Below are 22,507 nucleotides of genomic sequence, written 5' to 3'. Positions count from 1 at the left end.
GCTGAAGCTGCTGCCGCGCCGGCGAAATTCGGGTGAACCACGCGGCCGGCATCGGTCAGCATCGTTGCCTTGACCAGTTCGTCGTCGCGGTTGATGGCGATCTGCTTCGATCCCTTGTCGACCATGGTTTCGAGGAAAGCGAACAGGTTCTTGGCATAAAGCAGCGAGGCTGACGCCGCGACCCGGCCCGGCACGTTGAGATGGCCAACGATCTTGACGCCATTGGCTGATGTCACGACCTTGCCGGCTTCAGCACCTTCGACATTGCCGCCGCGCTCGACGGCGAGATCGACAAGCACCGAACCCGGCTTCATCGAAGCGACCATCTGGGCCGACACCAGCTTCGGCGCAGGACGGCCCGGGATCAAAGCGGTGGTGATGACGATGTCCTGCTTGGCGATGTGCTCGGCGGTGAGCGCCGCTTGCTTCGCCTGATATTCCTTCGACATCTCCTTGGCGTAGCCGCCGGCAGTTTCGGCGGCCTTGAACTCCTCGTCCTCGACGGCGAGGAATTTGGCGCCCAGTGACGCCACCTGTTCCTTGACCGCCGGACGCACGTCGGTGGCCGTCACGATCGCGCCCATGCGGCGTGCGGTGGCGATCGCCTGCAGGCCGGCAACACCGACACCCATGATGAACACTTTCGCCGCCGGCACCGTGCCCGCAGCCGTCATCATCATCGGCAGCGCCCGGTCATATTCGGAGGCCCCGTCGATCACCGCCTGGTAACCGGCAAGGTTTGCCTGCGACGACAGCACGTCCATCACCTGGGCCCGGGTGATGCGCGGCATCAATTCCATGGCAAACGCCGTCACACCCGCCTTGGCCATCGCCGCAACCGCCGCGTCATTGCCATAGGGATCCATGATGGCGAGCACGGCCGCGCCTGGCTTGTAACCCCTAAGCTCGGCCTCGGAGGGCCGCCTGACCTTCAGCACGACATCGGCCTTGGCCGCATCCGCCGCCTTGCCGATCCTGGCGCCAACGCCGGCGAAATCAGCATCGGGAATCCGCGACAAGGTGCCAGCGCCCTCCTCGACAACCACGTCAAAACCAAGCCCGACAAGGCGTTTCACCGTATCCGGCGAAGCCCCGACACGGCTCTCGGTCGGATCATTCTCTTTGGGTATGAATATTGTGCCGGACATCCGGGCTCTCCGCGCAAATGTTCGTCCGCCGGGAGATTTCCCGGCGGCGCTCATGCCTTTATTGTCGCATTTGCCGATTTGACGGATCGGCCGAACCGACTAGTGGGCGACGAGAATACCCTTGGCCTCGAAGATTGCCCGGATCTGCCGGACATAGCCGTGATAGGCCTTGTCCTCATGCGTCTTGCTCCACTGGCGCGGGCGCGGCAGGTCGATCTTGAGATCAAGGTCGATGCGGCCGGGGCGCGGCGACATCACAAGCACGCGATCGGCGAGAAACACAGCTTCATCGATGCCATGCGTGATGAACAGCACCGTGTTGCGCAGGCGAAGCCACATCGACTGCAAATCCATGATCATCTGTTCGCGCGTCAGCGCGTCAAGCGCGCCGAAAGGCTCGTCCATCAGCAGCAGGCCCGGCTCCTGGATCAGCGCCCGGCAGATCGCCACGCGCTGGCGCATGCCGCCCGAGAGCTCGGATGGAAATTTGTTGCCGAAACCTTCGAGGCCGACCTGGGCCAGCAGTTCTTCAGCTCGCATCCGGTATTTTGCCACGTCGAGCTTCTTGATCTCGATCGGCAGCAGGATGTTGTCGAGCACCGAGCGCCAGTAAAGCAACAAATCCGACTGGAACACGACGCCGGTTTTCGGATGCGGCTTGCTGACGCCGTCGCCATCGATGGCGATGCTGCCGGTGGAGGCAGGCGTCAGGCCGGCAAGAAGAGACAAGAGCGTGCTCTTGCCGCAGCCGCTGGGGCCAACGACAGCAACGAAGCTGCCGGGCTCGACCTTGAGATCGATCTTGTCGAGGGCGAGGACGTCATCGTCCTCGCGTGTCTTGTAGATCTTGGAAAGCCGGGAAATGTCGACCGCCGCGCCCATCTGGGTAGTGGCACTCATGGGATTGCCTCACTGAACCTGTTTTCGTTGTCAGCTGCTCCGGCAGCCGGCTTATTTGGCGGAGTCGCGCTTGTAGGTGACGCGGGCCTCGATCGTATCGATGATGAAATAGAGCATCACGCCAAGCCCCGAGATCGTCACCACGGTGGCGAAATTGAGCGTCGTGTCGAATTGAGAGTTGGCCTGGAGTTGCAGGTAACCAAGGCCGCGCTCCGCGGCAACGTACTCGCCGATGACAGCACCGATGACAGCAAGCGACACTGCAACCTTGAAGCCGCCAAAGATGTTGGGCAGTGCCGCCGGCAGGCGAACCTTGAAGAAGGTCTGCCATTCGCTGGCACCCATCGAGCGGACGAGGTTGACCAGGTTCTTGTCGAGAGACTGCAGGCCAACCACCGTCGAAATGACGATCGGGAAGAACGAGATCAGGAAAGCCAGCGTGATCTTGGGCGCCCAGCCGTAGCCGAGATAGAGCACCAAAAGCGGCGCAAGCGCGACCTTCGGCACCGTCTGCAAGGCGACCAGGATCGGATAGATGGCGCGTTCGAAGGCCCTGGAATAGAAGATCGCCAGCGCCAAGGGGATGCCGACCAGCACCCCCATGGCAAAGCCGACGACAACTTCAAAAAGCGTGACATAGCCATGGGTGGCGAGCAGCGGCAGTTCGTTGACGATCCGCGTGGCGATAGCCAGCGGTGTCGGCAGAACGAATTCCGAGAGCCCAGACCATGGGACCAGAATCTGCCAGGCGCCGAGCAGCACGATCGCGAGGATAAGCGCCGAGTAGCGCTCCAGCCAAGGGCCTCGCAATTTCTTCTTGCTGCTCATGTTCTTGCCTTGCTGCTTCTGCGCCTGACCGGCGCCGATTACGTCCGTGCTCGCCACCGTTGCCTCACTGCGTCAGAAGTTCATTGGTAAAAAACGAAGAGATGGGCTTTGGTTCGCCGATATCTTCGACGCTGCCGATCAACTTAAGCGCATCAGCAATCGTCTTCTCATCGACCCAGCCGAGCGGTTTGCCTGTGGCCGCCGGAATGGATTTTGACGTTGCCTCGACCTGCTCGCGGACAACCTTGTCGGAGGGCCCGGCCTGCCACACCGCCTTCAAAGCGGCGGTCGCAGCGGCAGGATCGCTGCGCGACATTTCGATTGCCTTGCTGGTGACGGAAAGGAAGCTGCGAAGCGCTTCGCCCTTCTTCTCTACACCGTCAGCGCTAGCGACGACCGCCAGGCCCGGCACTGCGAGGCCGAACTCTTCCATATCCAGGACAGCATAATCCGTCCCGGTCTTATCTATAAGAATAGGGAGATCGCTTGTGCGGTACACACCAACCACATCCACCTTCTTCTGCACGAATTGCGGAATGCGTGTCTGGCTGTCCATCTGGATCTTGTTGATCTTGGTGCAGTCTATTTTATTCTGACTGCAGAAAACACCCATATATGCCGTCGAGGTTTCGCCTATCGCGCTGGCGATAGATTTTCCTTCAAGATCGCTTGGCTTTACGACCGGATTCTCGGGGTGCGATATAAGGACAACGGGTGCAGCCGGCTGGTAAAGAGAAATGATCTTGACCGGCATGCCCTTCTGGATAGCCGTAATGGCAAATATTCCAGGGACCACAGCCAAGTCTTCCTGGCCTTGAATAAGGGCTGCAAGGGCCGCCTGGGCACCGGCGCCTTCGCCGAGCGTCACGGTGAGGCCAGCGTCCTTATAGAGCCCCTTTTCCTGCCCCAGATAGAAGAAGCCGTATTCCCCCTTCAGCTTCCAGCTGAAACGTAGATTGACGTCCTCGGCCATGGCGCCCTGCGATGCCAGAACGGTGGTGACGGCAGTCGCGGCAATGAGTGCTGCGCTGCGAATGAGACCTGTGGCGTACAACATTTCTCTCCTCCCTAACGAGCACCACGCGGGCGCCCCCTATGGCCCGAAGGCCTGCCTCTCTCCCCCGAACGAGGCGTGACAGCTCACGCTCTCAAACCTCATTCTTGATCTCATAGTGTGATCACAATTGACCTTTGTCAAGCGACGAATCCACGCTCGCCTCTAACAAATGTCTGGCCTCCCTGCTGACACGTGAGCTCTCCCGCAAGCATCGGAAATCGCTTCGGGATTCGCCACGTGTCGTGAGGTCGCGACCAGGCGTTTGCCGGACGCGGCCTGCGCTATCGTCATGGCCAACACAAAAATGTTTGGACAAAAGTCAGATGCCGGCGAGGCTTCGGACCGTCAATGCGCGACGGCGAATGTGCTCGGCAGCGCGTTTTCGATCGCTGTGCGGCTCAGGTTGCGCGCGATGAAAACCAGCCATCCGCGCGGCATGCCTTCGGGCCAGCGCGGCAGATATTCGGGTGGATAGACGACATGCTGGACACCGTGGATGACCACGGGGCGCGGGTCGCCCCTGACCGGGAGCAGCCCCTTCACACGCAGGATCGATTGACCGCGGCCGGCCAAAAGCAATTCCAGCCAGTCGACGAATGCAGGCCAATCGACGTCCCTGTCAATCTCGACGGTGAAGGTCTCGATGCCGTCGCTGTGCCTGCCCGCCATCGGCGTATCGGCCATTTCGAAATGGCGCGGCTCCCAGGTCTCGTCATGGTCAAAAATATCTGCCGCGCTCGGCATGCTTGCGCGACTGGAGACAAGCTGCCTGACCTGCGGGTTGACCTTGCCGACTTCCTGGGCAAGCGCGTCGAGCCGCCAGGGTTCGACAAGCTCCGACTTGGTGATGACCACGCAATCGGCCAGTGCCACCTGCTGCACGGCCTCGGCGAAATTGCCGATGGAGTTGGCGCCGCTGACGCCGTCGACGGTTGCGACGATACTGCCCGCCCGATAGCCGCGACGGAGCTGAAGATCGCTCATCACAGCCTGCATGATCGGCGCGGGGTCGGCGAGGCCCGTGGTCTCAACCACGACCCGGCGGAAAGGCGCCACCTCGCCTCGACGAACCATCGCCAGAAGGTCCGCCAGGGTGGAAACGAGATCGTCGCGCACCGCGCAGCACAGGCAGCCCGACGACAGCAGCACCGCGTCTTCGGAAACTTCCCGCACCAGCAGATGATCGAGCCCGATTTCGCCGAACTCGTTGATGATCACGGCCGTATCGGCAAGATCCGGTTCGCCGAGCAAATGCCTGAGAAAGGTGGTCTTGCCGCTTCCGAGGAAGCCGGTCAGCACATGAACCGGAATTCTCTCGTCGATCGTTGATGCGGCAGGCTGCACGGTCAGTTGACCTCGAAGATCGCGTCGATCTCGACGGGCACGTTGCGCGGCAGCGAATAGCAGCCAACGGCAGCGCGGGCATGGCGTCCGGCCTCGCCGAACACCTCGACCATCAGGTCGGAGGCACCGTTGATGACCTTGGGATGATCCTTGAAGTCGGGCTCGGCGTTGACGAAGCCGCCAAGCCTGATGACGCCGACAACACGATCGAGGTCGCCGCCGAGCGCCTGCTTGAGCTGGGCCAGGATGTTGACGGCGCAAAGCCGCGCGGCCGCTTGCCCTTCCTCGACGGAGAAGTCCGAACCGAGCTTGCCGGTAAACTTGTCCTTGCCGGCCTCGCTCGGCACCTGGCCGGAAATGTAGACCTGGTTGCCCAGCCGACGCGCCGGCACATAGTTGGCGGCAGGAGCCACGGTTGCCGGCAGGCTGATGCCCAGGCGCGCGAGATTTTGTTCAGCTTTTCCCGCCATGCGGAGATCCTCCCAGATCGTTATTTCAGTAGTCGAATTGAAGTTCCGGCCCCTGCGCGAAGGGCAGCTCGATGCCTTGCGAACCGGCAACGCTGAGCAGCGCCTTGCCAGTGGTGCGGATGTCATGAACGATGCCCTTCTTGGCAGCGTTGGCGTTGCCTTCCTTCAGCGCGCCGAGAATGTCCTCGTGATCGGAGGCGTTCCACGGCATCGAAGGTATGAGCAGCGACATGTACATCGTCGGGCCGAACTGCAGCCACAGCGACTCGATCAGCGGCATCAGAACTTCGGAATCGGCCGCTTCATAGAGCGTGAAGTGGAATTTCTGGTTGAACGACAAGCAGTTCAGGATGTCGCGTTTGTCGATCGCCACAAGCAGTTGCTTGTTGATCGAGGCCAGTTCGGTGATCAGCGCTGGCGTTGCCTTCTTGGCCGCAAGCTCCGCCGCCATGCCTTCGAGCATCTCGCGCACGGCGAAAAGATCGCTGAGCTTTTCCGGCCCCAGCCTTGGCACGCGCACTGAACCGCCCTTGGTTTCCTCGAGCGCATTGGCAGCCACCAGACGGCTCAGCACTTCGCGCACCGGCATCGGGCTGGTGCCGAAGCCGGCCGCCAGCTTGCGCAGGCTCATCACCTGGCCGGGCAGGAAGGCGCCAACCATGAGGCCTCTGCGCATGTAGCGCAGCACATGCTCATGAACATGGCCGCGTTCTTTCTTGGCGGGTTCCTTGCCGTCTTTGGCGCTGTCGATTTTGTCTATCCGCATTCCGCTTCTCCGCCTCTCGCCCATGTTCCTCAAGATTTGCACTGTACGAGGAACGGCGCCATGCTGCGATCTTGCCGCAGATATACGCCGGCCGGGGGCAGAAGTTGACAGGCTGCAATCTGTGATCTCATATTGTGATCAATAAGTGAACTTTTCCTGAACGGCAACCTTTAACTACCGCCGGTCCCGGCGGGTGACCAGACGCCAGCCGCCGCAAATCCGCTCCCCTTCGCAACCGGAACGACAACCCAATCCCGCATACAATCGCTGCGGCAAGTTCTGAGGACCTATTATGGCCATTCCCGCTCTCGACCAGGCAACCTTGCGCGGGACGATCGCCGCTGCAGCACGAGGACGATATGTGCTGCGCAATGTGCGTCTCAACAATGCCGTGACAAACACAGATGCCATCGAAACCGCGGGTGCCGAGTTCTTTCTTGCTGACCTGACTGTAGAGCAAGGCAGGATATTGGCAACAACCCCGGCGGGTGATCCAGCAGGTTTACACGTGGATGACACAACGCCGATAGATTGTGGCGGCAGGGTCGTTTTGCCTACATTTGTCGATTGCCACACACATCTCGACAAGGGCCACATCTTGCCCAGGACGCCTGGCGCCGATGGCACCTTCACCGGCGCTTTGGCAGCCACGAAGGCCGATCGCACGACCAATTGGTCGGCTGAGGATGTCGCCCGGCGCATGGATTTCGCGCTGCGCTCGGCTCATCACTATGGCACCTCATCCATCCGCACGCATATCGATTCGCTGCCACCGCAGGACGCGATCTCCTGGCCGGTCTTCGAGGAAATGTGGACAGAGTGGCGCGGCCGGATCGAGCTACAGGCTGCCTGCCTGTTCGGCATCGATTTCGCCCGAGACGAGGCATTTTTGAAAGGCATGGCCAAGCGCGTGGCAGCGGCCGGTGGCATTTTGGGCGCGGTTGCCTATCCCGCACCCGATCTCGACGACCTCCTCGATCGCATGTTCGCTGCCGCCACCAGATACGGTCTCGACCTCGATTTCCATGCGGACGAGACCGCCGATCCATCGGCCGATGGGCTGCGCCGCATCGCCGAGGCAGCACTGCGATCGCGTTTCGCCGGCAAGGTGCTTGTCGGCCATTGCTGCTCGTTGGCGATGCAGGACGCCGCAACCATCGACGAGACGCTCGACAAGGTTGCTGCTGCCGGCCTTGCGGTGGTGTCGCTGCCGACCTGCAATCTTTATCTGCAGGACCGCCGCCATGATGGCACGACGCCAAAATGGCGGGGCGTGACGCTGCTGCACGAGATGAAGCGGCGCGGCATTGCGGTCGCACTCGGCTCCGACAACACGCGCGACCCGTTCCATTCCTACGGCGATCTCGACATGCTCGACACCTATCGGCTCGGCACGCGGGTTCTGCATCTCGACCACCCGACCGGCGATTGGCCAGGAGCGGTGTCGACCACGCCCGCCGAAATCATGCGCCTCGACAAAAAAGGCACCATCGCCGAAGGACAGGCGGCCGATTTCATCCTGTTTGAAGGACGCTCCTGGTCCGAGGTGCTGTCGCGTACCGAGAGCAACCGCATCGTCATCCGTAGCGGCACGCCGATCGCGACATCGCTGCCATCTTATGCCGAGTTGGACGAGGCGATTGGCTGAATACCCTGCCGGAAACAAAACAGGCGCCGGTTGCCCGGCGCCTGAAAGTCCACAATAACGCCGAAACCTCAGGCGGTCGCGCCGACCTGATATAGCTCCACCTTGGTGCCGTCGGGATCGGCGATATAGATCGTCAGCCCATAGGGCCCGTCATGCAGCTCGTTGAAATAGCGCACGCCGGCCTTCTTGAGCTTGGTATCAAGAGCGCGGACGTCATTGACCTCAAAGGCAATGTGGTCGAGCTGGCGATGATCGCTCGCCTTGCCGTGAATGAGGGCGATGCCCTGATGGAAGGCGGTGAACGGACGCCCATCCGCGAGCGGTTTGGCCGCACGGATCGTGAAACCGAGCTGGTTGGTGTAAAAGGCAACCGACGTGTCGATATCGTTGACCATGATCAGCTGGTGGCCGTAGTTGGTGACGCGCGGCTTGACCTGCTCGCCGATCCAGTCGAGCACTTCCGACGACGGTGCGATCTCGCAGAAATACTGCTTCCAGATCTGCTTGGCGGTAGCCTCCCATTCGGCATTGACGCCTGAGACGCAGTCATCGACTGCGATGACGTCGAGGTCGCGCAGATAGGCTTCGCGGATCGAGGTCTCGACGCAGGCATTGGTGGTCGCGCCGGTGATGAACAGATGCTGGGTGCCCAGCATCTTCAGCATCATTTCGAGACGGGTCTCATAGAACGCTCCGAAGCGATGCTTGCGGATGACGAAGGACGGGTCGAAATCGGCGAGCGGCTTCAGCTCGTCGATGATCTGCTCGTCCCAGCTGCCTGCCAGCGCCGACACTTGCTTGCGCCGGGCGGTGTGGCCGAGCAGCTTCTTCTTGGCGCGGTTCTGGTCGACGGCGAAGTGTTCCTGCATCGTCCAGATGACCGGAATGCCGGTGTCCTGGCAGCGCTTGATCAGCTTGGCCAGCGGCGGCACGATCGACGACAGCCGCTTGGTGTCGACGCCCGAAATGCCGAGCGTGCCCTTCTCGTGGATGAAGGCGTTCTGCAGGTCGATGACCAGCAGCGCCGACTTGCGGTAGTCGAGGGCTTCGAGGCTCATTTCTTGTTCTCCACCATGTCGATGCCGAGCACGCCGCCGCGGCCCCAGCTGTCCTTAGGGGTCTCGTGGATCACGACATGCAGGTGATCGGGCTTGCAGGCGGCCTCTTCGACCATGGCCTTGGTGATGGCTTTGACGAGGTTGCGCTTCTGCTCGACAGTGCGCCCCTCCCACATCTCAACGACGACGAACGGCATATTATTTCTCCTCTCTTTCGGTGGGCAGCGCGCCTGAGGCCCAGACGGGCACGGCGGGCGCGAAGCCCGAAACCAGATCGTTATCCGCCCGGTCGGTGCCACAGAGCAGCCACAGCGGACGGTTCGAATAATTGACCAGCACCTGCTCTTCCATGCAGGCACGGTTGGCCGGATGGTCCGGGTCGCGGTCGAAACGGCTGGTCGCCGGCATCAGCCTGACGACGTAAAGCGGTTCGGCGGCATCGAAGCCGTCGAGCGCTTCGGGGCCCAGTTCCTCCAGCCTGATCGCTTTGGCCCGAGGGTTCTCGCGGCCGACCGGCAGCAGGACGATGACGCCGGCAAGCGGGCTCACAGGCCAGTAGCGGCCTTCCCCGCCTTGCCTCAGAAACTCGCCGTAGGCGCCCGCTTCGGCGAACAGCTCGCTGTCCCACAAGATGACGTCGGGTCCGATGGCCTTCCGCGCGGCGTCGATCACGACATTGCTCTCGCACAGGTCGAGAAAGCTCCACGGATCGGTGAGGCCAATGACATGGCCCCACGGATTGTGGATCCCCGACAACCGCTCCTGGCGGATCGTTGCCTTGCGGGCAACGATGCTTGCTACCGCTTCGCGCACCGGCAAACGTGCTGGTGTCAGCGAAACCCGGCCGGCCAGGTCCAGTTGATCGAGGTCGGCTGTCGTCATGACGGCAGCGTCACGCAGCGGCCGCGGCCGTAGTTGGTGTCGGCGACCACGCCGTTTTCGTAGACCACGTCGCCTCGAGCCACCGTCATCACCGGCCAACCCTTGAGCTTCCAGCCTTCATAGATGCAGGTGCCCTTGCCGGTGTGGGTGACGGTGCGCTCCTCATCGAGGTCGACCAGCACCAGGTCGGCGTCGAAGCCGACATCGATGTGGCCCTTGCGCGGCCACAGGCCGAAGCGACGCGCCGGATTAAACGAGTTGAGCTCGACCAGGCGGCTGAGCGGCATGCCGCGCTGGTGAACGCCGAAATGCAGCATCAGCGACAGCTCCCACGGGAAGCTGACGACGCCTGGGAATTCGGTCCACAAATCCTCGAGCTTCTTGGGCAGGAACGGCACGTGGTCGGTGCCCAGACTGTAGACCGAACCGTTGAGCATGCCGGCCCACAGGCCTTCGAGTTCGTTGCGGTCGCGCAGCGGCGGCGAGATCTTGGCACGCATGTCCAGGTCGTCGTCATAGCAGGTGCGCGTCAGATAGTGCGGGCAGGTCTCGACTGTGACGTGCACGCCACGCGCCTGCGCCTCGGCGGCGAGCACCGGCCCCATGCCGACCGAAGTATGGACCAGATGCAGCGAACAGCCGGTCTTTTCGGCAAGGAAGATCATGCGACGAATGGTTTCGACCTCGCAGAAGGCCGGACGCGATTCCGTATAGGCGCCGAGGTCCTGGCGGCCGGTCGCTGCGATCTCCTTCTTGATCCACGAGGCGATCTGGGTGTTTTCGCAGTGCACGTTGATGACGCCGCCGGGAACCTTGGCGAGAATGCGCATCGCGGCGTAGACCCAGCCGTCGGTCGCCGGCACGATGCCAATCGGATTGTCGGGCTCATAGCCGAAATAGCACTTGAACGACTTCACGCCGGTCTTGGCGATGATCTCGGGGATCTCGGCGATATGCTCTTCGCGCTGGATGCCGAAGTGGAAGCCGAAATCGATGACCGAGTTCTCCTCGCCCAGCGCCTTCCGCTCCTCGTAGAACGGCAAATAGGATTCCTTGAGGTTGCGGATGTAGAGCAGTGCTGTGGTCACACCGCCGGAAGCCGCTGCCGCAGTCTCTGTACGCATGTCCTCGGCGAAGGGAAATTTCACGCCGAGATGGCAGTGCGGGTCGATCAGGCCAGGCATCAGCACGCGGCCTTCGGCATCGATGGTGCGGGTGGCGTCCGGCAGCGACTCATCCGATCCGGTCAGGACGATCTTGCCGTCCTTGACCGCGACACCGCCGTGGAATTCGCCATCGTGGCGAACCACCCGCGCATTCTTGATGACCAGATCCGCTTTCATGACTTCTGCTCCAAAATTCCTGCAATGCGCCTGACAATGCCGCTCCACTGGCTGCGGCCGACGGTGATCGGCGCGCGCGCGCCCATGCCGCGCGCCCATATGGTCTTCAGCCCGAGTTCGGCGGCAGCGTCGCGATCGATCGTGCCGGGTGGAGCCGCGACATCGACAAGCAGCGCATGCTTGGGCAACAGCGCCAGCTGTTCGCGTTCGAGCAACCGCTTGGGCACGCTGCCTATGACGATGTCCATCTTCGGCAGGTATTCCGGCAATTGTTCGAGCGTCAGCGATTCCGCACCCGCCGCATAGGCGGCAGCGCGCTGCACCGGGTTACGCGCCGCAACATGGACATGGGCGCCAAGCGCCAGAAGCGTGTTGGTCAGCAGTGAGCCGATGGTACCTTGCCCGACCAGGCAGATGTTGGATTTGTGGATGGTGATCTCTGTGTTTTCGATGATCACCTTGAGCACGCCCTCGACGATCGCCGGGCCGCGCAGCAGCATCAGGTCGACGTCCCACTCATATTCGTGCAGCGTGATGCCAAGCGCTTCGCAATGGCCCTTCAGATTGGCGTCGCCCCAACCGAGAATGATGTGGCCAGGCTTGTTCATGCCGGCCAGCATCTCGCGGGTGGGAATGATTTTTTCCGGGCATTTCGGGGCAAATAGCGCGCCTTCGGCGGTGATTCCGGGGATCGGAAACAGCGCAATGTCGGCGCCCTTCAGCGCGTCAGCAGCGTCCTTTGCGTGGTAGACGCCTTCGATACCCTCATCCGGCCAGGGGAAGCCATAGGCACGGACGGTTGCGCCGGCACGGACCGCACAACGTGCGATCTCCTGTTCGCGGGCGTCACCGGCGACGACGGCGATGACTGTGTTGTTCCAGCTCATTTCGACCTTACCTTCTCAATGACCTGATCCCTGGACATGCCGGCGATGCCCATCGCCTCGGCGGTGCGGCCGCCCTTGCGATAGTCGGTGCCGACTGCGATCTGCGCCAGGCTGTAGAGCGAATGCGCGACCGGCGTTTCGACGCCCGCGATCCTCGCGAATTCAAGGAAAGGCAGCAGGCCGTGGCCGAAGTCTTCCTTGTAGTAACGGTATTCGAGCGAGTCCGGGCCCTTGATACGCTTGTTGGCTTCGCCGCCGGCAATTGCCGCGCGGAAATCGCTGGTGTCGGTGACATCGGCCTCGACCGTGCCGAGAAGCTTCATCTCCTCGATGAGATTGGGCAGATCGTGGCCAAATGCCTTGGCGACGGCCAGCCGCTCATCGTCCAGCTGCTTCATGACGCGGGCGACGCCAGGCGTCATGGCGTCGACATAGAAGGTGAAATTTCCGCCGGTGGCTTCGACCCATGCCGCAGCCAAGACAGCCGCCGGCGGATGCAGGACCATGTTGACGTTGGAGAGATCGGAGGCGATCACGTCGGCAACCGGGTTAAGACCCGGATAGAGCTTGCCGGCGATTTCCAGAACTTCCGAACCGCCCTTCAGCGCCGCGGCCTTGAGCTGCTTGGCGCGACCCGAGACGGTGACGCCATCGGGGCGATACTTGCGCGCGACATAGGTCAGCGTCGAGAACTCGACGACCGGAGGGGCAGCACGGCCGGTGCGCGAAAAGGTCTCGGCAAATTCGAGCGCCCCGCCGGTGTGGCCGGGGTTGAGCACGACAGGCTTGCTGGACGACCAGCCGGCAGCGGCCAGAGCGCTGGCAATCGCCGAATGAGAGAAGGTCGGCAAAACGACCACCGCCACGTCGACGCCTGAGATCGCCGCCTTGAGATCGATGGTGATCAGCGCCGGCTTGGCTACGCCCTCGCCGAGCTTGCCTTCATATGCCACGCCGCCAAGTTTGATGTGCGGCTCCAAAGTCTCCGCCGAACGCGCCCAGAAATGGACGTCATGGCCGGCCTGGACCAATTCTGCCACCGACGCTGCACCGCCCGCGCCCGCGCCCAATACTGCAACTTTCATTCTCTCCTCCGAGGATCGAAGCGCGGCGATTCGAACCACGCGCCCTCAAGCACCATGGTGTCGCGGACCGGTTTCCTCCCGAGCCCACGCGCCGACTTGATTGGCATCAATCAATTTGATCACACTTTATGATCACAGATGGAATTGTCAAGCGGAAGAATGCCCTTCCGCCTGTCATCCCGCTACGGCTGTGAACCCGGCGGCTTCGATGATGGCAGCGAGTTCATGCCGCGATCGCGGCATCGGTGCCGAACTCGCCAGAGATGGTCTCAGCGACCATCTGGGCGGTGGCGGCGGACAGCGTCCAGCCAAGATGGCCATGGCCGGTATTGTAGAACACGCCGGGCTGACGGCCCTTGCCGACCCTCGGCATCATGTTGGGCATCATCGGCCTGAGGCCGGCCCATGGCACGACGCGATTTGTGTCGACGCCGGGGAACAGCATGCGGGTCCAATCGACCAGCGGCTTGACGCGGTCGTCGCGGATGTCGCGGTTCATGCCGTTGAACTCGGCTGTGCCGGCGACGCGGAAACGCCCCTCGCCCAAACGACTGGTCACGATCTTGGCGCGGTCGTCGAGCAGGCTGACCCAAGGTGCCGCCTGCCGGCTGTGCTCATCATCGAGATGCACGGTGATCGAATAGCCCTTCACTGGATAAACATTGACGCGGTCGCCGAGCATGGCAGCGAAGTGTCGGCTGGCGGAACCGGCGCAGACGACAATGCCGTCGGCCTCGACGATCTGGTCGCCCCCCTCACCGGCTGCCCCGCCGCTGGAATAGCCGATGCAGAACACGCCGTCTCGGGCGATGCGATTGACGGTCGCGTCGAAGACGAAACGGGCGCCACGCCGCTCGCAGGCCTTGGCGAGGCCGAAGGTGAATTTGTGGATGTCGCCGGTCGAATCCGACGGCGTGTAGAAGCCGCCGTGGAAATCGCCATGCAGGGTCGGCTCGATCGACTTCACCTCGGCAGCGGTCACCGGCCGGCGGTCGAGACCGCCCTCGACCAGCATAGAGTTGACCTTCAGCGCATGCTGGAAGCTCGGCCTGTCCCAGTAGAAATGCAGGATGCCGCGCTGGACATGGTCGAAGTCGATGTTCTCGCGCTCGGCGATGGCGAACAGGTGCTTGCGCGCGGCGATCGCGAGCCGCGTCGTCTCCACCGTATTGTCACGATAATTCGCGATGTTGGAAACGAACTCGGCAAGCCAGGCATATTTGTGCCAGGTCGGTCTAGGGTTCATCAGCAGCGGCGCATCGCTGCGCAGCATCCACTTCATGCCCTTGAGCAAAGTCGACCAGTGGTTCCACACTTCGGCGTTGCTGGCCGAAAGCTGGCCGCCATTGGCGAACGACGTCTCCATGCCGGCATAACGCTGGCGGTCGATGACGGTGACGGAATAGCCACGCTCCAACAGCGCATAGGCGGTGGTAACGCCGGTGATACCGGCGCCGATAACGGCAATATGGGGCATTTCACTCTCCGCGATCAAAGTTGGGATCGGGCCGGAGCCCGCGGTTTTTCCCCAATCTGTCGCTGTACCTGAGAGCTTAACCGCGACAGCCTTGCCGGCGCGGCTTTCCCCTTCGGTGGGCACTCCAGGTGCCTCTCTCCAGATCGTTCAGATGCATGGTCACTTTTGCCTGAGAGTTTCCTGGGGGGTTGCTCCGTCGGCGCCGGCCAAAGCCCCAAAAGGTTCGGCCAATCTCTCCCATGCAGCCTGCGAACATTTTGCTTCTACAGACCGGCAAGCGCTTCCGCAACGTCAGATGCGGAAGCGCTGTGCGTCAGTTTCCTTCGTCGTAGAGCGTCGTGGTCGTCTCCACGCCATGCTCGTGCAGGCCGGCGCGCACGACGGCAGCGGCCGCCAGTTCGCGGGCCTTGCGGCGGATACCCGGCTCGTCGACGCCCTGCACCTTGCCGTCGGCATAAAGCACCTTGCCGTCGACCCAGGTCTGGGTGATCGAGGCGGTCGAGGCCGAGAACACCAGCGCCTGCAGCGGATCGTAGAACGGCGTCCACTCGACATGGTCGAGGTCGAACAGGATGAAGTCGGCCTTCTTGCCGATCTCCAGCGAGCCGATCTCGTCGTCCCACATCAAGGCGCGTGCGCCTTCGATGGTCGCGGCGCGCAGCGCCTGCCTTGCGGTGAAGATGTCGGGCTGCATGCGGGCATCCTTGAACATGCCGGCAACCACCAGCATCTGCCGCATCAGGTTCATGTTGCCGGCCGCCGACACACCGTCGGTGCCAAGCCCGACCTTCACGCCGGCCTTGACCATCTCAGGATACTTGCCGATGGCGGTCGCGCCCTTGCCGAGCTTGAACGAGGAGCATGGGCAGAAGGCGACGCTTGCGCCACGTTCGGCGAGCAGCTTGACCTCCTCGTCCGACACGGCAGCACCATGGGCGATGACAAGGTTCTTGCCGATGCCGCCGGCGCGGTCGATGCGGGTGATCGGCCAGCAGCCATATTTGCTCTCGCAGACCTTGGCTTCCTCGATCGAGGTGGCGAGGTGGTAGGTGGTGCCGACGCCGAGCTTTTCAGCGAGCTTCACCGCACCGACATGCAGTTCGAGGCTGCAGGGCTCCTTGCCCTCGATGTTGACCCAGCAGCGGGCGCGACCGTCGAGCGTGTTGTTGTAGCGAAGCACGTTTTCCTCGAGCACCTTCAGCGCCGACTGTGCGTCAGGAAAGAAATGATGCTCGGCCATCTCCTCGGTCCAGCCGCGCGGCAGCTCGGCCGGGCGGTTGTCGGCGGCGTGGCGGCCGGTGATGCCGCGGATGCCGGTCTTGTCCATGGCGCGGATGACGATGCCGGGATCGTATTGCGAGCCCATGTCGAGGAAGCAGGTGGTGCCGCAACGCAGCATCTCGGTGATGCCGAGCAGCGCACCCCAATATTCGTCTTCCTCTGTGATGTGCGCGTAGAAGGGCTTGGCCCAGTGGAACACCCAGGCGCGGGTGTTGAGATTGTCGGGGAAGACCGCGCGCGACAGCGTCTCCGACAGATGCACGTGGCTGTCGACGAAACCCGGGCAGATGCCCAGCATCGTGCCGTCGATCACCTTGTCGAAGCTCTTGCCCTTGTGGCGCGCCGCCACCTCATCCGCTTGCCCGATATCGGCGATGCGGTCACCTTCCACCACCACGCTGGCGTTGCGCAGCACCGTGTCGTTCTTGTCGACCGTGAAGGCGAAATTCAAATTCTCGATCAGCGTGCGCATGTGTCTCCACCCCATACTTCACTCACGGACCTTCAATCTCGTCCCGCCGGTCCGTGACGGCGGGCGATATCTCGCTATGCAGCCGGGCCACAAAGCACCCCGGCTGCCAATTCACAAGGCAAGTTCGCTCAGGCGACGGCCTTGACCTTGCCACCATGCTTGGCGGTGCCGCAGAGGATCAGCTTGTCGGTGTCGGCATAGTCGGACAAAAGCTCCGAACCGTTCGACGTGACCAGCAGCATGTCCTTGTTCTGCATGCCGTAGCCATAGCCGGTGTCGTAGCAGAGCGGCTCGAAGCCGAGCACCATGTTCTCCTCAAGCGGTGCGTCGCTGCCCGGCTTGCCGAGCACTGGCGTCAGGCCGAGATAGGGGTCCTCATGCAGGTGCAGGCCGATGCCATGGCCGACGAACGAGATCGGCGGCAGGTTGAGCTTGGCGAGCTTGGCGATGAAGGCGTCGTAGATCTCGCGGCAGCTGGCGCCCGGCTTCACCTTCTCCATGATCTCGTATTTGCATTCGACCAGATGCGCCCAGATCTTGTCGGCCATGGGTGGCGCCTCGCCGACGATTGCCGTGCGGCACACACCTGCCTGGTAGCCATTGATCACCGAGAATATCTCGACGCGGCAGACATCGCCGCGCTTCAGCACGCGCTCGGACGGCCCGACATTGGGCAGCACGCTGCGCTCGCCGGTGGCGACAATGAGAAGCTTGAAGTGGTCGGCGCCGAGCGAATAGACGTTGCGCGTCAGGTGACCGGCAATATCCATCTCGGAATCACCGGCATCGACAACCGCCAGCGTGTCGGTGATCGCCTGGTCGGCGATGCGCGACAGCTTGCGCAGAAGGGCAATCTCTTCCGCCGTCTTGATCTGGCGCAACCGTGCCAGGATCGGCTCGGCATGCTCGAAGCGTGCGCCCGGCATCGCTGCGATCAGGCGGGCGAAATCGCCGGCCGGCAGATAGTCCATTTCGAGGCCGATGCGGGCGCTGGCCAGGCCGAGCCCGGAAAGCTGATCGGCAAGCACCAGCATCGGGTCGTCGGAGAACTCCGCCCAAATGCGCGTCGGCACGTTGGGCTGGTTGCGCTTGATGGTCGATGCCTCCATGTCGACACCGAAGATTGCAGTGCGGCCATCCGCGGTGACGATCGTCATCGCATGGCGATGACGGATCAGCGGCTGCGACGGAACCACGAAGCCTGTGGTGTAGGCGAAGTTTTCAGGCGACGAGCAGATCATGGCATCGAGCCCATGCTCAGCCAATGCCTTGACCTGCTTTGCGACGATTTCTGCCCGCATTTTCAAAATTCTCCCCTGGAAGCCTGGTGTCACGCTCAATCGCGGACGCGGTATTTTTCGATCTTCTTCATGTCGACATCGATGCCCATGCCAGGCCCGGTCGGAACCGCGATCGCACCATCGGAGAAGCGCATCGGCTCGACCAGCAGGTCGTCGGTGTAGTAGATGCCGCCGACCTGGCCGTGCTGGGCCTCCGCCGGCGTCGAGATCGGGATGACGCAGGACAGCGTCACCGCCGGCGAAGCAGCAGCGACCTGGACATTGGCGAGATTGCCGATGCCGGTCTCAATCGAGCCGTTGACGTTGCAGATGATGCCGGCGGCACGGCACACGGCACCGACCTCCATCGCCTTGTAGAGACCACCCGCCTTGGTGGTGTAGATCGACACGATCTGCACCTTGCCGGCGGCGATGATCTGGATCGCGTCATGGGCATTCCACGCCGATTCGTCGGCCATGACAGGCGCATCGATGCGGCGTGCCACCTCGGTGATGCGCTCGATGCCCATCACCGGCTGCTCGACATATTTGAGCCGGTACTTTTCCATCTGGCGAATGGTCTGCACCGCCTCGCCCGGCGTCTTGTAGCCTTCGTTGGCGTCGACGCAGATTTCCATCGCCTCGCCGGCAGCCTCGCGGACAGCCGCCACCATCTTGACGTCGCGCACAGGGTCGACGCCGATCTTGACCTTGATCGTCTTGATGCCTTCTTCGGCGAGCTTCGCCGCCTCGACCTTTGCCTCGTCGATCGAGATCAGGCCGATCGAATGGGTGATTGCGACCTTGTCGCGCGCCTTGCCGCCGAGCAGCGTATGGACAGGCACGTTGAGCCAGCGTCCGGCAAGATCGTAGGCAGCGAATTCGACCGCCGCCTTGGAATAAGGATAGCCGCGGATGATGGCATCCATGCGGGCGTGCAATTCGGCGAAGTTGCCGAGTTCGACGCCAATGACGGCAGGCGCCAGATAGGTCTCGATGACGGCACGGGTGATCAGCGCGGACTCACCGAAATAGCGGCCGAACTCACCACCCCAATCCTTGAGAGCCGGCGCCTCGCCCCAGCCGACGCGGCCGTCGCTGTCGGTCATCTTGACCATGACATAGCGGCCGATGACCTCGGTCAGGCCGGCCCATTTGTGCTCGCGCCTCGTCGGCAGTTGGACAATCAGCGTTTCGATGGACTTGATGGTGGGCAACGTTTTGTACCTTCTTCATTGTCACCGGCGATGCGTCGCGCTACATTTGCGATCATCTAGTGTGATCACACTTTATGATCATATTTTTGGAGCGTCAAGCACCTCGCAGCACCGAATTTTCAGGATGCGCGCGGCAGCCTCAGAAGCCGCTTAGGGAGAGGAGAAAACGATGATCGTTGAAGCAACAAACTATTTCGCCAGCGAAGGCCAGGCTGCGGCCGTGCTGGAGCAACGCCGCAAGGCAACCGAAATCAGGCGGGAATTGGGGCTCGATCCAGGCCGCATCCTGATCCGGCTCGAAGGTGATGGCCCTGATGTCAGGTGGGAATGCAGCTTCGCGTCACGCGATGCCTACGCGGCCGACATGGCGGCCAGAGGCGCATCCCAAACATTCGCTGACGCGCGCAAGGCGATGCACGCATTGCTCGAACGCTTCGAGCGCCATGTCTATGAAGCAGAGGAATGAGGCCGTAGCCTAGCACGCCCTTATTGGCGCGGACGGCCAGCGGCGAGAGTAGATGCTGTTGTGCATCCGGCGCGGGAATGAAGCTCTACCCTGGACGGCGCCCTGCTCGTGCTCGTCGTTGACGACGTCGCCCGTGCCGCCAGTTCCATGCCGCTTGGCATCGTCACCAGTGACATTGGAGCGTGCTTGTTCCTCACGCTGCGGCTTCGGGCCAGGACGGTGTCGAGCTCGAAAATCTGGCATTTTCCTATGCTGGCGCGGGCTCTTCCCATCGAACCCGCCGAGGCGCGACGAGAGGGGTGCCGCTCAGCCCGCCCCGTTGATCTTGGGTTCAAATCGAGGGAATGGCGTTCGTCCGCGGAGCGAAACTCCGCCCACAGCCAGCCTCCAATCGGCGGCGTTCGGATAGGCCTGAATCATTCCCACTCGATTATTTTTATCACCCTAAGTACCTGTTTTAATTGCGCAAAATTCTCTTTCGCGATTTTAGACCGCGAACGAGACCGTCAAAAAGTTAGCCTTTTGAATTTGCAGGGTTTTTTAGAACGACTATAGCTGAAAAATTCTGTGAACTATCGACATCTATCGGCCATTTCGCGGGTGTCGTGAACGGCGAAGGTCGAATCTAACCCCCTATAAAGTACCGTCAAAACTGACAAAATCAATACGCCCACCTCGGTCGTAGATTAATAGACTTCGGGAATCGGGTCGTGCGCACATGCGGAAGATAGAGGTTGAAAGGGTGAAGACGGTTTCTCGCGAGGCGATTTATGAGCAGATTTGGTCCAAACCCATGACCAAAGTTGCAGTAGATTACTGTGTCACGGGGACGGCCTTGAAGAAGACCTGCGATCGCTACCACATTCCAACACCGGAACGTGGATACTGGGCAAAATCAGAATACGGTACTCTCGAGCGTGGGCTCGGGCGACCGACTTCGTGGGTGCTGCCGTCGGCCCGGGGGATCTGAAAGCCGATCGATCAGATAACGGCCGACGACATTCGCCAGTTGATTGCCGACGGCGGGCACCATGGGAATAGCCGACGTTCAACTCGATTAGGCTAGGGCGTGATTCGGCGCCGAGTATAGACCCGCCCAGCGACAGCGACTGCGATGGGTTGCCGCGCCGATCGGCGTCGAGACCCCATGCGGATCCATGCCGCCTTCCATATCCTCACCAACCGCGACGGTGTTTGCCTAAGATCCCTGCTGCACCCTCAACGCGATGGGTCAATCCAGACAGTCAGGTCAGAAGTTGACCCGAAGCTTTCCCTTCCCAGTCGCGGTCTTGAGGCCGGACTCTTCCAGGCCCAGGCCCAGGTCGAGCCCGCGCCAACGCGCGAGTCGCCATCACCAAAAAGCGTAAAGCCGCTGGTCAGCATGCCGAAGATCCCACCCGTGGCGGTTGCGCTGCTCACGGAGGCCAGCTCAAGGCTGGTGCTTCCAGTAACTACCTCGCACATGCAATGCTCATTCTGGAAATGCCGTCGGAGCCGACCAAGCGGCATATGCATCCGCTAGAGATTGTGAATCGCGGGGCACAGGCCGGCGATCCTCTTCTTGCAGTTGAGGCACTTGCTGCGTTCCATCTGTGGGTTTGAGATGCCGGCAGAGCTGATCCGATCCGCAACATCCCAGCATAGGGCGCGCGAATGCACATTGCTTTCCACCGCCGGGGGCTGATGAACAGGTGCATTTTCGCGCCGCAGGATCGTCGTCATGTCACGCCACCTCGTTGCTGTCACGGTGAGCATGGTCGTCCGTCGGAACCTCGCCGTCCAATTCAAGCGGCAGAAGATTGATTGGCCCATCGTATCAATGTGGTGGATTGAGAGCTTTGACTTGAGTCTATTGTCCGGGGCAACCTTGAGCGGAATCTGGTCTCCCACTTGCCTGGAAAGAGGGCTGCATGGAATTGCGCCACATCAATTACTTCGTAGCCGTCGCGGAAGAACTCCACTTCGGCCGCGCCGCCCATAAGCTGAATATCGCCCAACCTGCTTTGAGCTTGCAGATCCAGGCACTGGAAAGGGAACTCGGTGTCAAACTCCTGGTTCGCAGCACACGGCGAGTGCAACTGACAACAGCGGGGGCGGTGTTTTATCGCCGGTCAATTGATATCCTGAAATCTGTCGAAACCACCGCGGCAGTAACGCAAGCTGCGGCCGGAAAAGACATCAACAAGATCACGATCGGCACGATCTATCCCGCGACATTCGGCATCCTACCTGGCTTCCTTGCCCGCATCAGCCGGCGTTACCCGGACATTCAAATCCACATCAAAAGCGGGACGACCGACGGCATCATTCGCGACATCGAAAGAGGCCATGCCAATGTCGGCTTCATCCGGCCTTTCGAGAATATCGGTTCACTGCGGTACCAGAGCATCGCGCTCGAACAGTACCTGCTGGCGATCTCCAACAAGAACCCTCTCGCTGCTGCAGAAAGCATCAGTCTGCACGATCTGCGCGAACAGAAGATCATTTCCTTCTCGCGATCGAACCTTTCCTACACGGAAAGGTACTTCAACGAAAAATTCCGGGAATTCGGGCTGACTGAGAACATTGCCTATACGTGCGACGATACAATGTCGCTGTGTTCCCTGGTGTCGGCAGGGATAGGCATAGGCTTTGTCCCTGAATGGACGCAAGATTTGCCAAACCGGAATTTCTTCCTGCGCAAGGTGAATGGCGTGGATTTCAACATCGGGCTGGGCATCGCCTGGAACAAGGAAGATCCGACGGCGAACCGGGACGACATCATCGATATCGCCACATCATTGGCGGCTGCTTCAAAGGTTAAGTGATGATGGCCTGCATTGATATCCAGAACTTATCAATGCAGGCCAAATTATATTAGACGCGCCGCCCGGGACGCGCGACATAGGACGTGGGAAC

Annotated in this window: 20 protein-coding genes, 1 pseudogene and 1 riboswitch; of the genes and pseudogenes, 3 read left to right on the top strand and 18 right to left on the bottom strand. The window is 61.5% G+C overall.

From position 1 onward, the window contains the following. The 7 genes and pseudogenes from AC1RTB_RS20525 to AC1RTB_RS20495 form a co-directional block, all read right to left on the bottom strand. The coding region (locus AC1RTB_RS20525) for a Re/Si-specific NAD(P)(+) transhydrogenase subunit alpha (protein WP_492880945.1) at positions 1-1,148 on the bottom strand (1,148 nt) is incomplete at its 3' end. A gap of 99 nt (positions 1,149-1,247) precedes the next feature. After that, positions 1,248-2,048, bottom strand: coding sequence for an ABC transporter ATP-binding protein (locus AC1RTB_RS20520; protein ID WP_492880944.1), 801 nt, complete (start codon positions 2,046-2,048; stop codon positions 1,248-1,250). Positions 2,049-2,099: 51 nt separating this feature from the next. Continuing rightward, entirely contained in the window at positions 2,100-2,933 is an 834-nt protein-coding gene (locus tag AC1RTB_RS20515) for an ABC transporter permease (protein WP_492880942.1), read from the bottom strand. A 7-nt stretch (positions 2,934-2,940) separates the two neighbouring features. Beyond that, a complete protein-coding gene (locus AC1RTB_RS20510; RefSeq protein WP_492880941.1) occupies positions 2,941-3,933 on the bottom strand; it encodes an ABC transporter substrate-binding protein in 993 nt (330 codons plus the stop codon). 345 nt (positions 3,934-4,278) lie between these two features. Continuing rightward, a complete protein-coding gene (locus tag AC1RTB_RS20505) occupies positions 4,279-5,277 on the bottom strand; it encodes a CobW family GTP-binding protein (RefSeq protein WP_492880940.1) in 999 nt (332 codons plus the stop codon). 2 nt (positions 5,278-5,279) lie between these two features. Continuing rightward, positions 5,280-5,747: a RidA family protein gene (locus tag AC1RTB_RS20500; RefSeq protein ID WP_492880939.1), complete on the bottom strand. Its 468-nt coding sequence runs from the start codon at positions 5,745-5,747 to the stop codon at positions 5,280-5,282. 142 nt (positions 5,748-5,889) lie between these two features. After that, positions 5,890-6,513 (bottom strand): annotated as a pseudogene (locus AC1RTB_RS20495) (GntR family transcriptional regulator); the annotation flags it as partial. A 292-nt stretch (positions 6,514-6,805) separates the two neighbouring features. On the opposite strand from AC1RTB_RS20495, the gene AC1RTB_RS20490 reads away from it, so the two are divergent. After that, a complete protein-coding gene (locus tag AC1RTB_RS20490; RefSeq protein ID WP_492880938.1) occupies positions 6,806-8,161 on the top strand; it encodes a cytosine deaminase in 1,356 nt (451 codons plus the stop codon). Positions 8,162-8,229: 68 nt separating this feature from the next. On the opposite strand, the gene AC1RTB_RS20485 is transcribed toward AC1RTB_RS20490, so the two are convergent. The 10 genes from AC1RTB_RS20485 to AC1RTB_RS20440 form a co-directional block, all read right to left on the bottom strand. Then, complete coding sequence (locus tag AC1RTB_RS20485; RefSeq protein WP_492880936.1) at positions 8,230-9,219, bottom strand: isochorismatase family protein; 990 nt, start codon at positions 9,217-9,219, stop codon at positions 8,230-8,232. Further along, entirely contained in the window at positions 9,216-9,416 is a 201-nt protein-coding gene (gene thmT / locus AC1RTB_RS20480; protein WP_492880935.1) for a 2-hydroxymuconate tautomerase, read from the bottom strand. The genes AC1RTB_RS20485 and thmT overlap by 4 nt, the downstream gene beginning before the upstream one ends. A 1-nt stretch (position 9,417) precedes the next feature. Further along, positions 9,418-10,101: a resolvase gene (locus AC1RTB_RS20475; protein WP_492880934.1), complete on the bottom strand. Its 684-nt coding sequence runs from the start codon at positions 10,099-10,101 to the stop codon at positions 9,418-9,420. After that, the gene (locus tag AC1RTB_RS20470) at positions 10,098-11,444 is read right to left on the bottom strand and encodes a dihydroorotase (RefSeq protein WP_492880933.1); all 1,347 of its coding nucleotides are present in this window, start codon (positions 11,442-11,444) and stop codon (positions 10,098-10,100) included. Before AC1RTB_RS20470 ends, AC1RTB_RS20475 begins: the two co-directional genes overlap by 4 nt. After that, the gene (locus tag AC1RTB_RS20465; RefSeq protein WP_492880932.1) at positions 11,441-12,331 is read right to left on the bottom strand and encodes a dipicolinate synthase subunit DpsA; all 891 of its coding nucleotides are present in this window, start codon (positions 12,329-12,331) and stop codon (positions 11,441-11,443) included. Before AC1RTB_RS20465 ends, AC1RTB_RS20470 begins: the two co-directional genes overlap by 4 nt. Then, complete coding sequence (locus tag AC1RTB_RS20460) at positions 12,328-13,416, bottom strand: NAD/NADP octopine/nopaline dehydrogenase family protein (protein WP_492880931.1); 1,089 nt, start codon at positions 13,414-13,416, stop codon at positions 12,328-12,330. The genes AC1RTB_RS20465 and AC1RTB_RS20460 overlap by 4 nt, the downstream gene beginning before the upstream one ends. Before the next feature lie 223 nt (positions 13,417-13,639). After that, positions 13,640-14,893 (bottom strand): D-amino acid dehydrogenase, encoded by a 1,254-nt coding sequence (locus tag AC1RTB_RS20455; RefSeq protein WP_492880930.1) that lies wholly within the window; start codon positions 14,891-14,893, stop codon positions 13,640-13,642. Positions 14,894-14,939: 46 nt separating this feature from the next. Next, positions 14,940-15,045, bottom strand: a riboswitch (glycine riboswitch). A 161-nt stretch (positions 15,046-15,206) separates the two neighbouring features. Continuing rightward, positions 15,207-16,646 (bottom strand): amidohydrolase family protein, encoded by a 1,440-nt coding sequence (locus tag AC1RTB_RS20450; protein WP_492880929.1) that lies wholly within the window; start codon positions 16,644-16,646, stop codon positions 15,207-15,209. Positions 16,647-16,774: 128 nt separating this feature from the next. Next, the gene (locus tag AC1RTB_RS20445; protein WP_492880928.1) at positions 16,775-17,947 is read right to left on the bottom strand and encodes a M24 family metallopeptidase; all 1,173 of its coding nucleotides are present in this window, start codon (positions 17,945-17,947) and stop codon (positions 16,775-16,777) included. A gap of 35 nt (positions 17,948-17,982) precedes the next feature. Next, positions 17,983-19,143, bottom strand: a complete 1,161-nt coding sequence (locus tag AC1RTB_RS20440) for a mandelate racemase/muconate lactonizing enzyme family protein (protein ID WP_492880927.1) — start codon at positions 19,141-19,143, stop codon at positions 17,983-17,985. 169 nt (positions 19,144-19,312) lie between these two features. On the opposite strand from AC1RTB_RS20440, the gene AC1RTB_RS20435 reads away from it, so the two are divergent. Then, positions 19,313-19,609: a hypothetical protein gene (locus tag AC1RTB_RS20435; RefSeq protein WP_492880926.1), complete on the top strand. Its 297-nt coding sequence runs from the start codon at positions 19,313-19,315 to the stop codon at positions 19,607-19,609. Positions 19,610-21,127: 1,518 nt separating this feature from the next. On the opposite strand, the gene AC1RTB_RS20430 is transcribed toward AC1RTB_RS20435, so the two are convergent. After that, positions 21,128-21,331: a hypothetical protein gene (locus AC1RTB_RS20430; RefSeq protein ID WP_492880925.1), complete on the bottom strand. Its 204-nt coding sequence runs from the start codon at positions 21,329-21,331 to the stop codon at positions 21,128-21,130. Positions 21,332-21,519: 188 nt separating this feature from the next. On the opposite strand from AC1RTB_RS20430, the gene AC1RTB_RS20425 reads away from it, so the two are divergent. After that, a complete protein-coding gene (locus tag AC1RTB_RS20425) occupies positions 21,520-22,416 on the top strand; it encodes a LysR family transcriptional regulator (RefSeq protein WP_492880924.1) in 897 nt (298 codons plus the stop codon). The last annotated feature ends 91 nt before the right edge of the window (positions 22,417-22,507 follow it).

It is taken from the genome of Aminobacter sp. GW821-FHT11F06, assembly GCF_058808215.1.
This window is presented reverse-complemented; position numbering and strand designations above follow the sequence as displayed.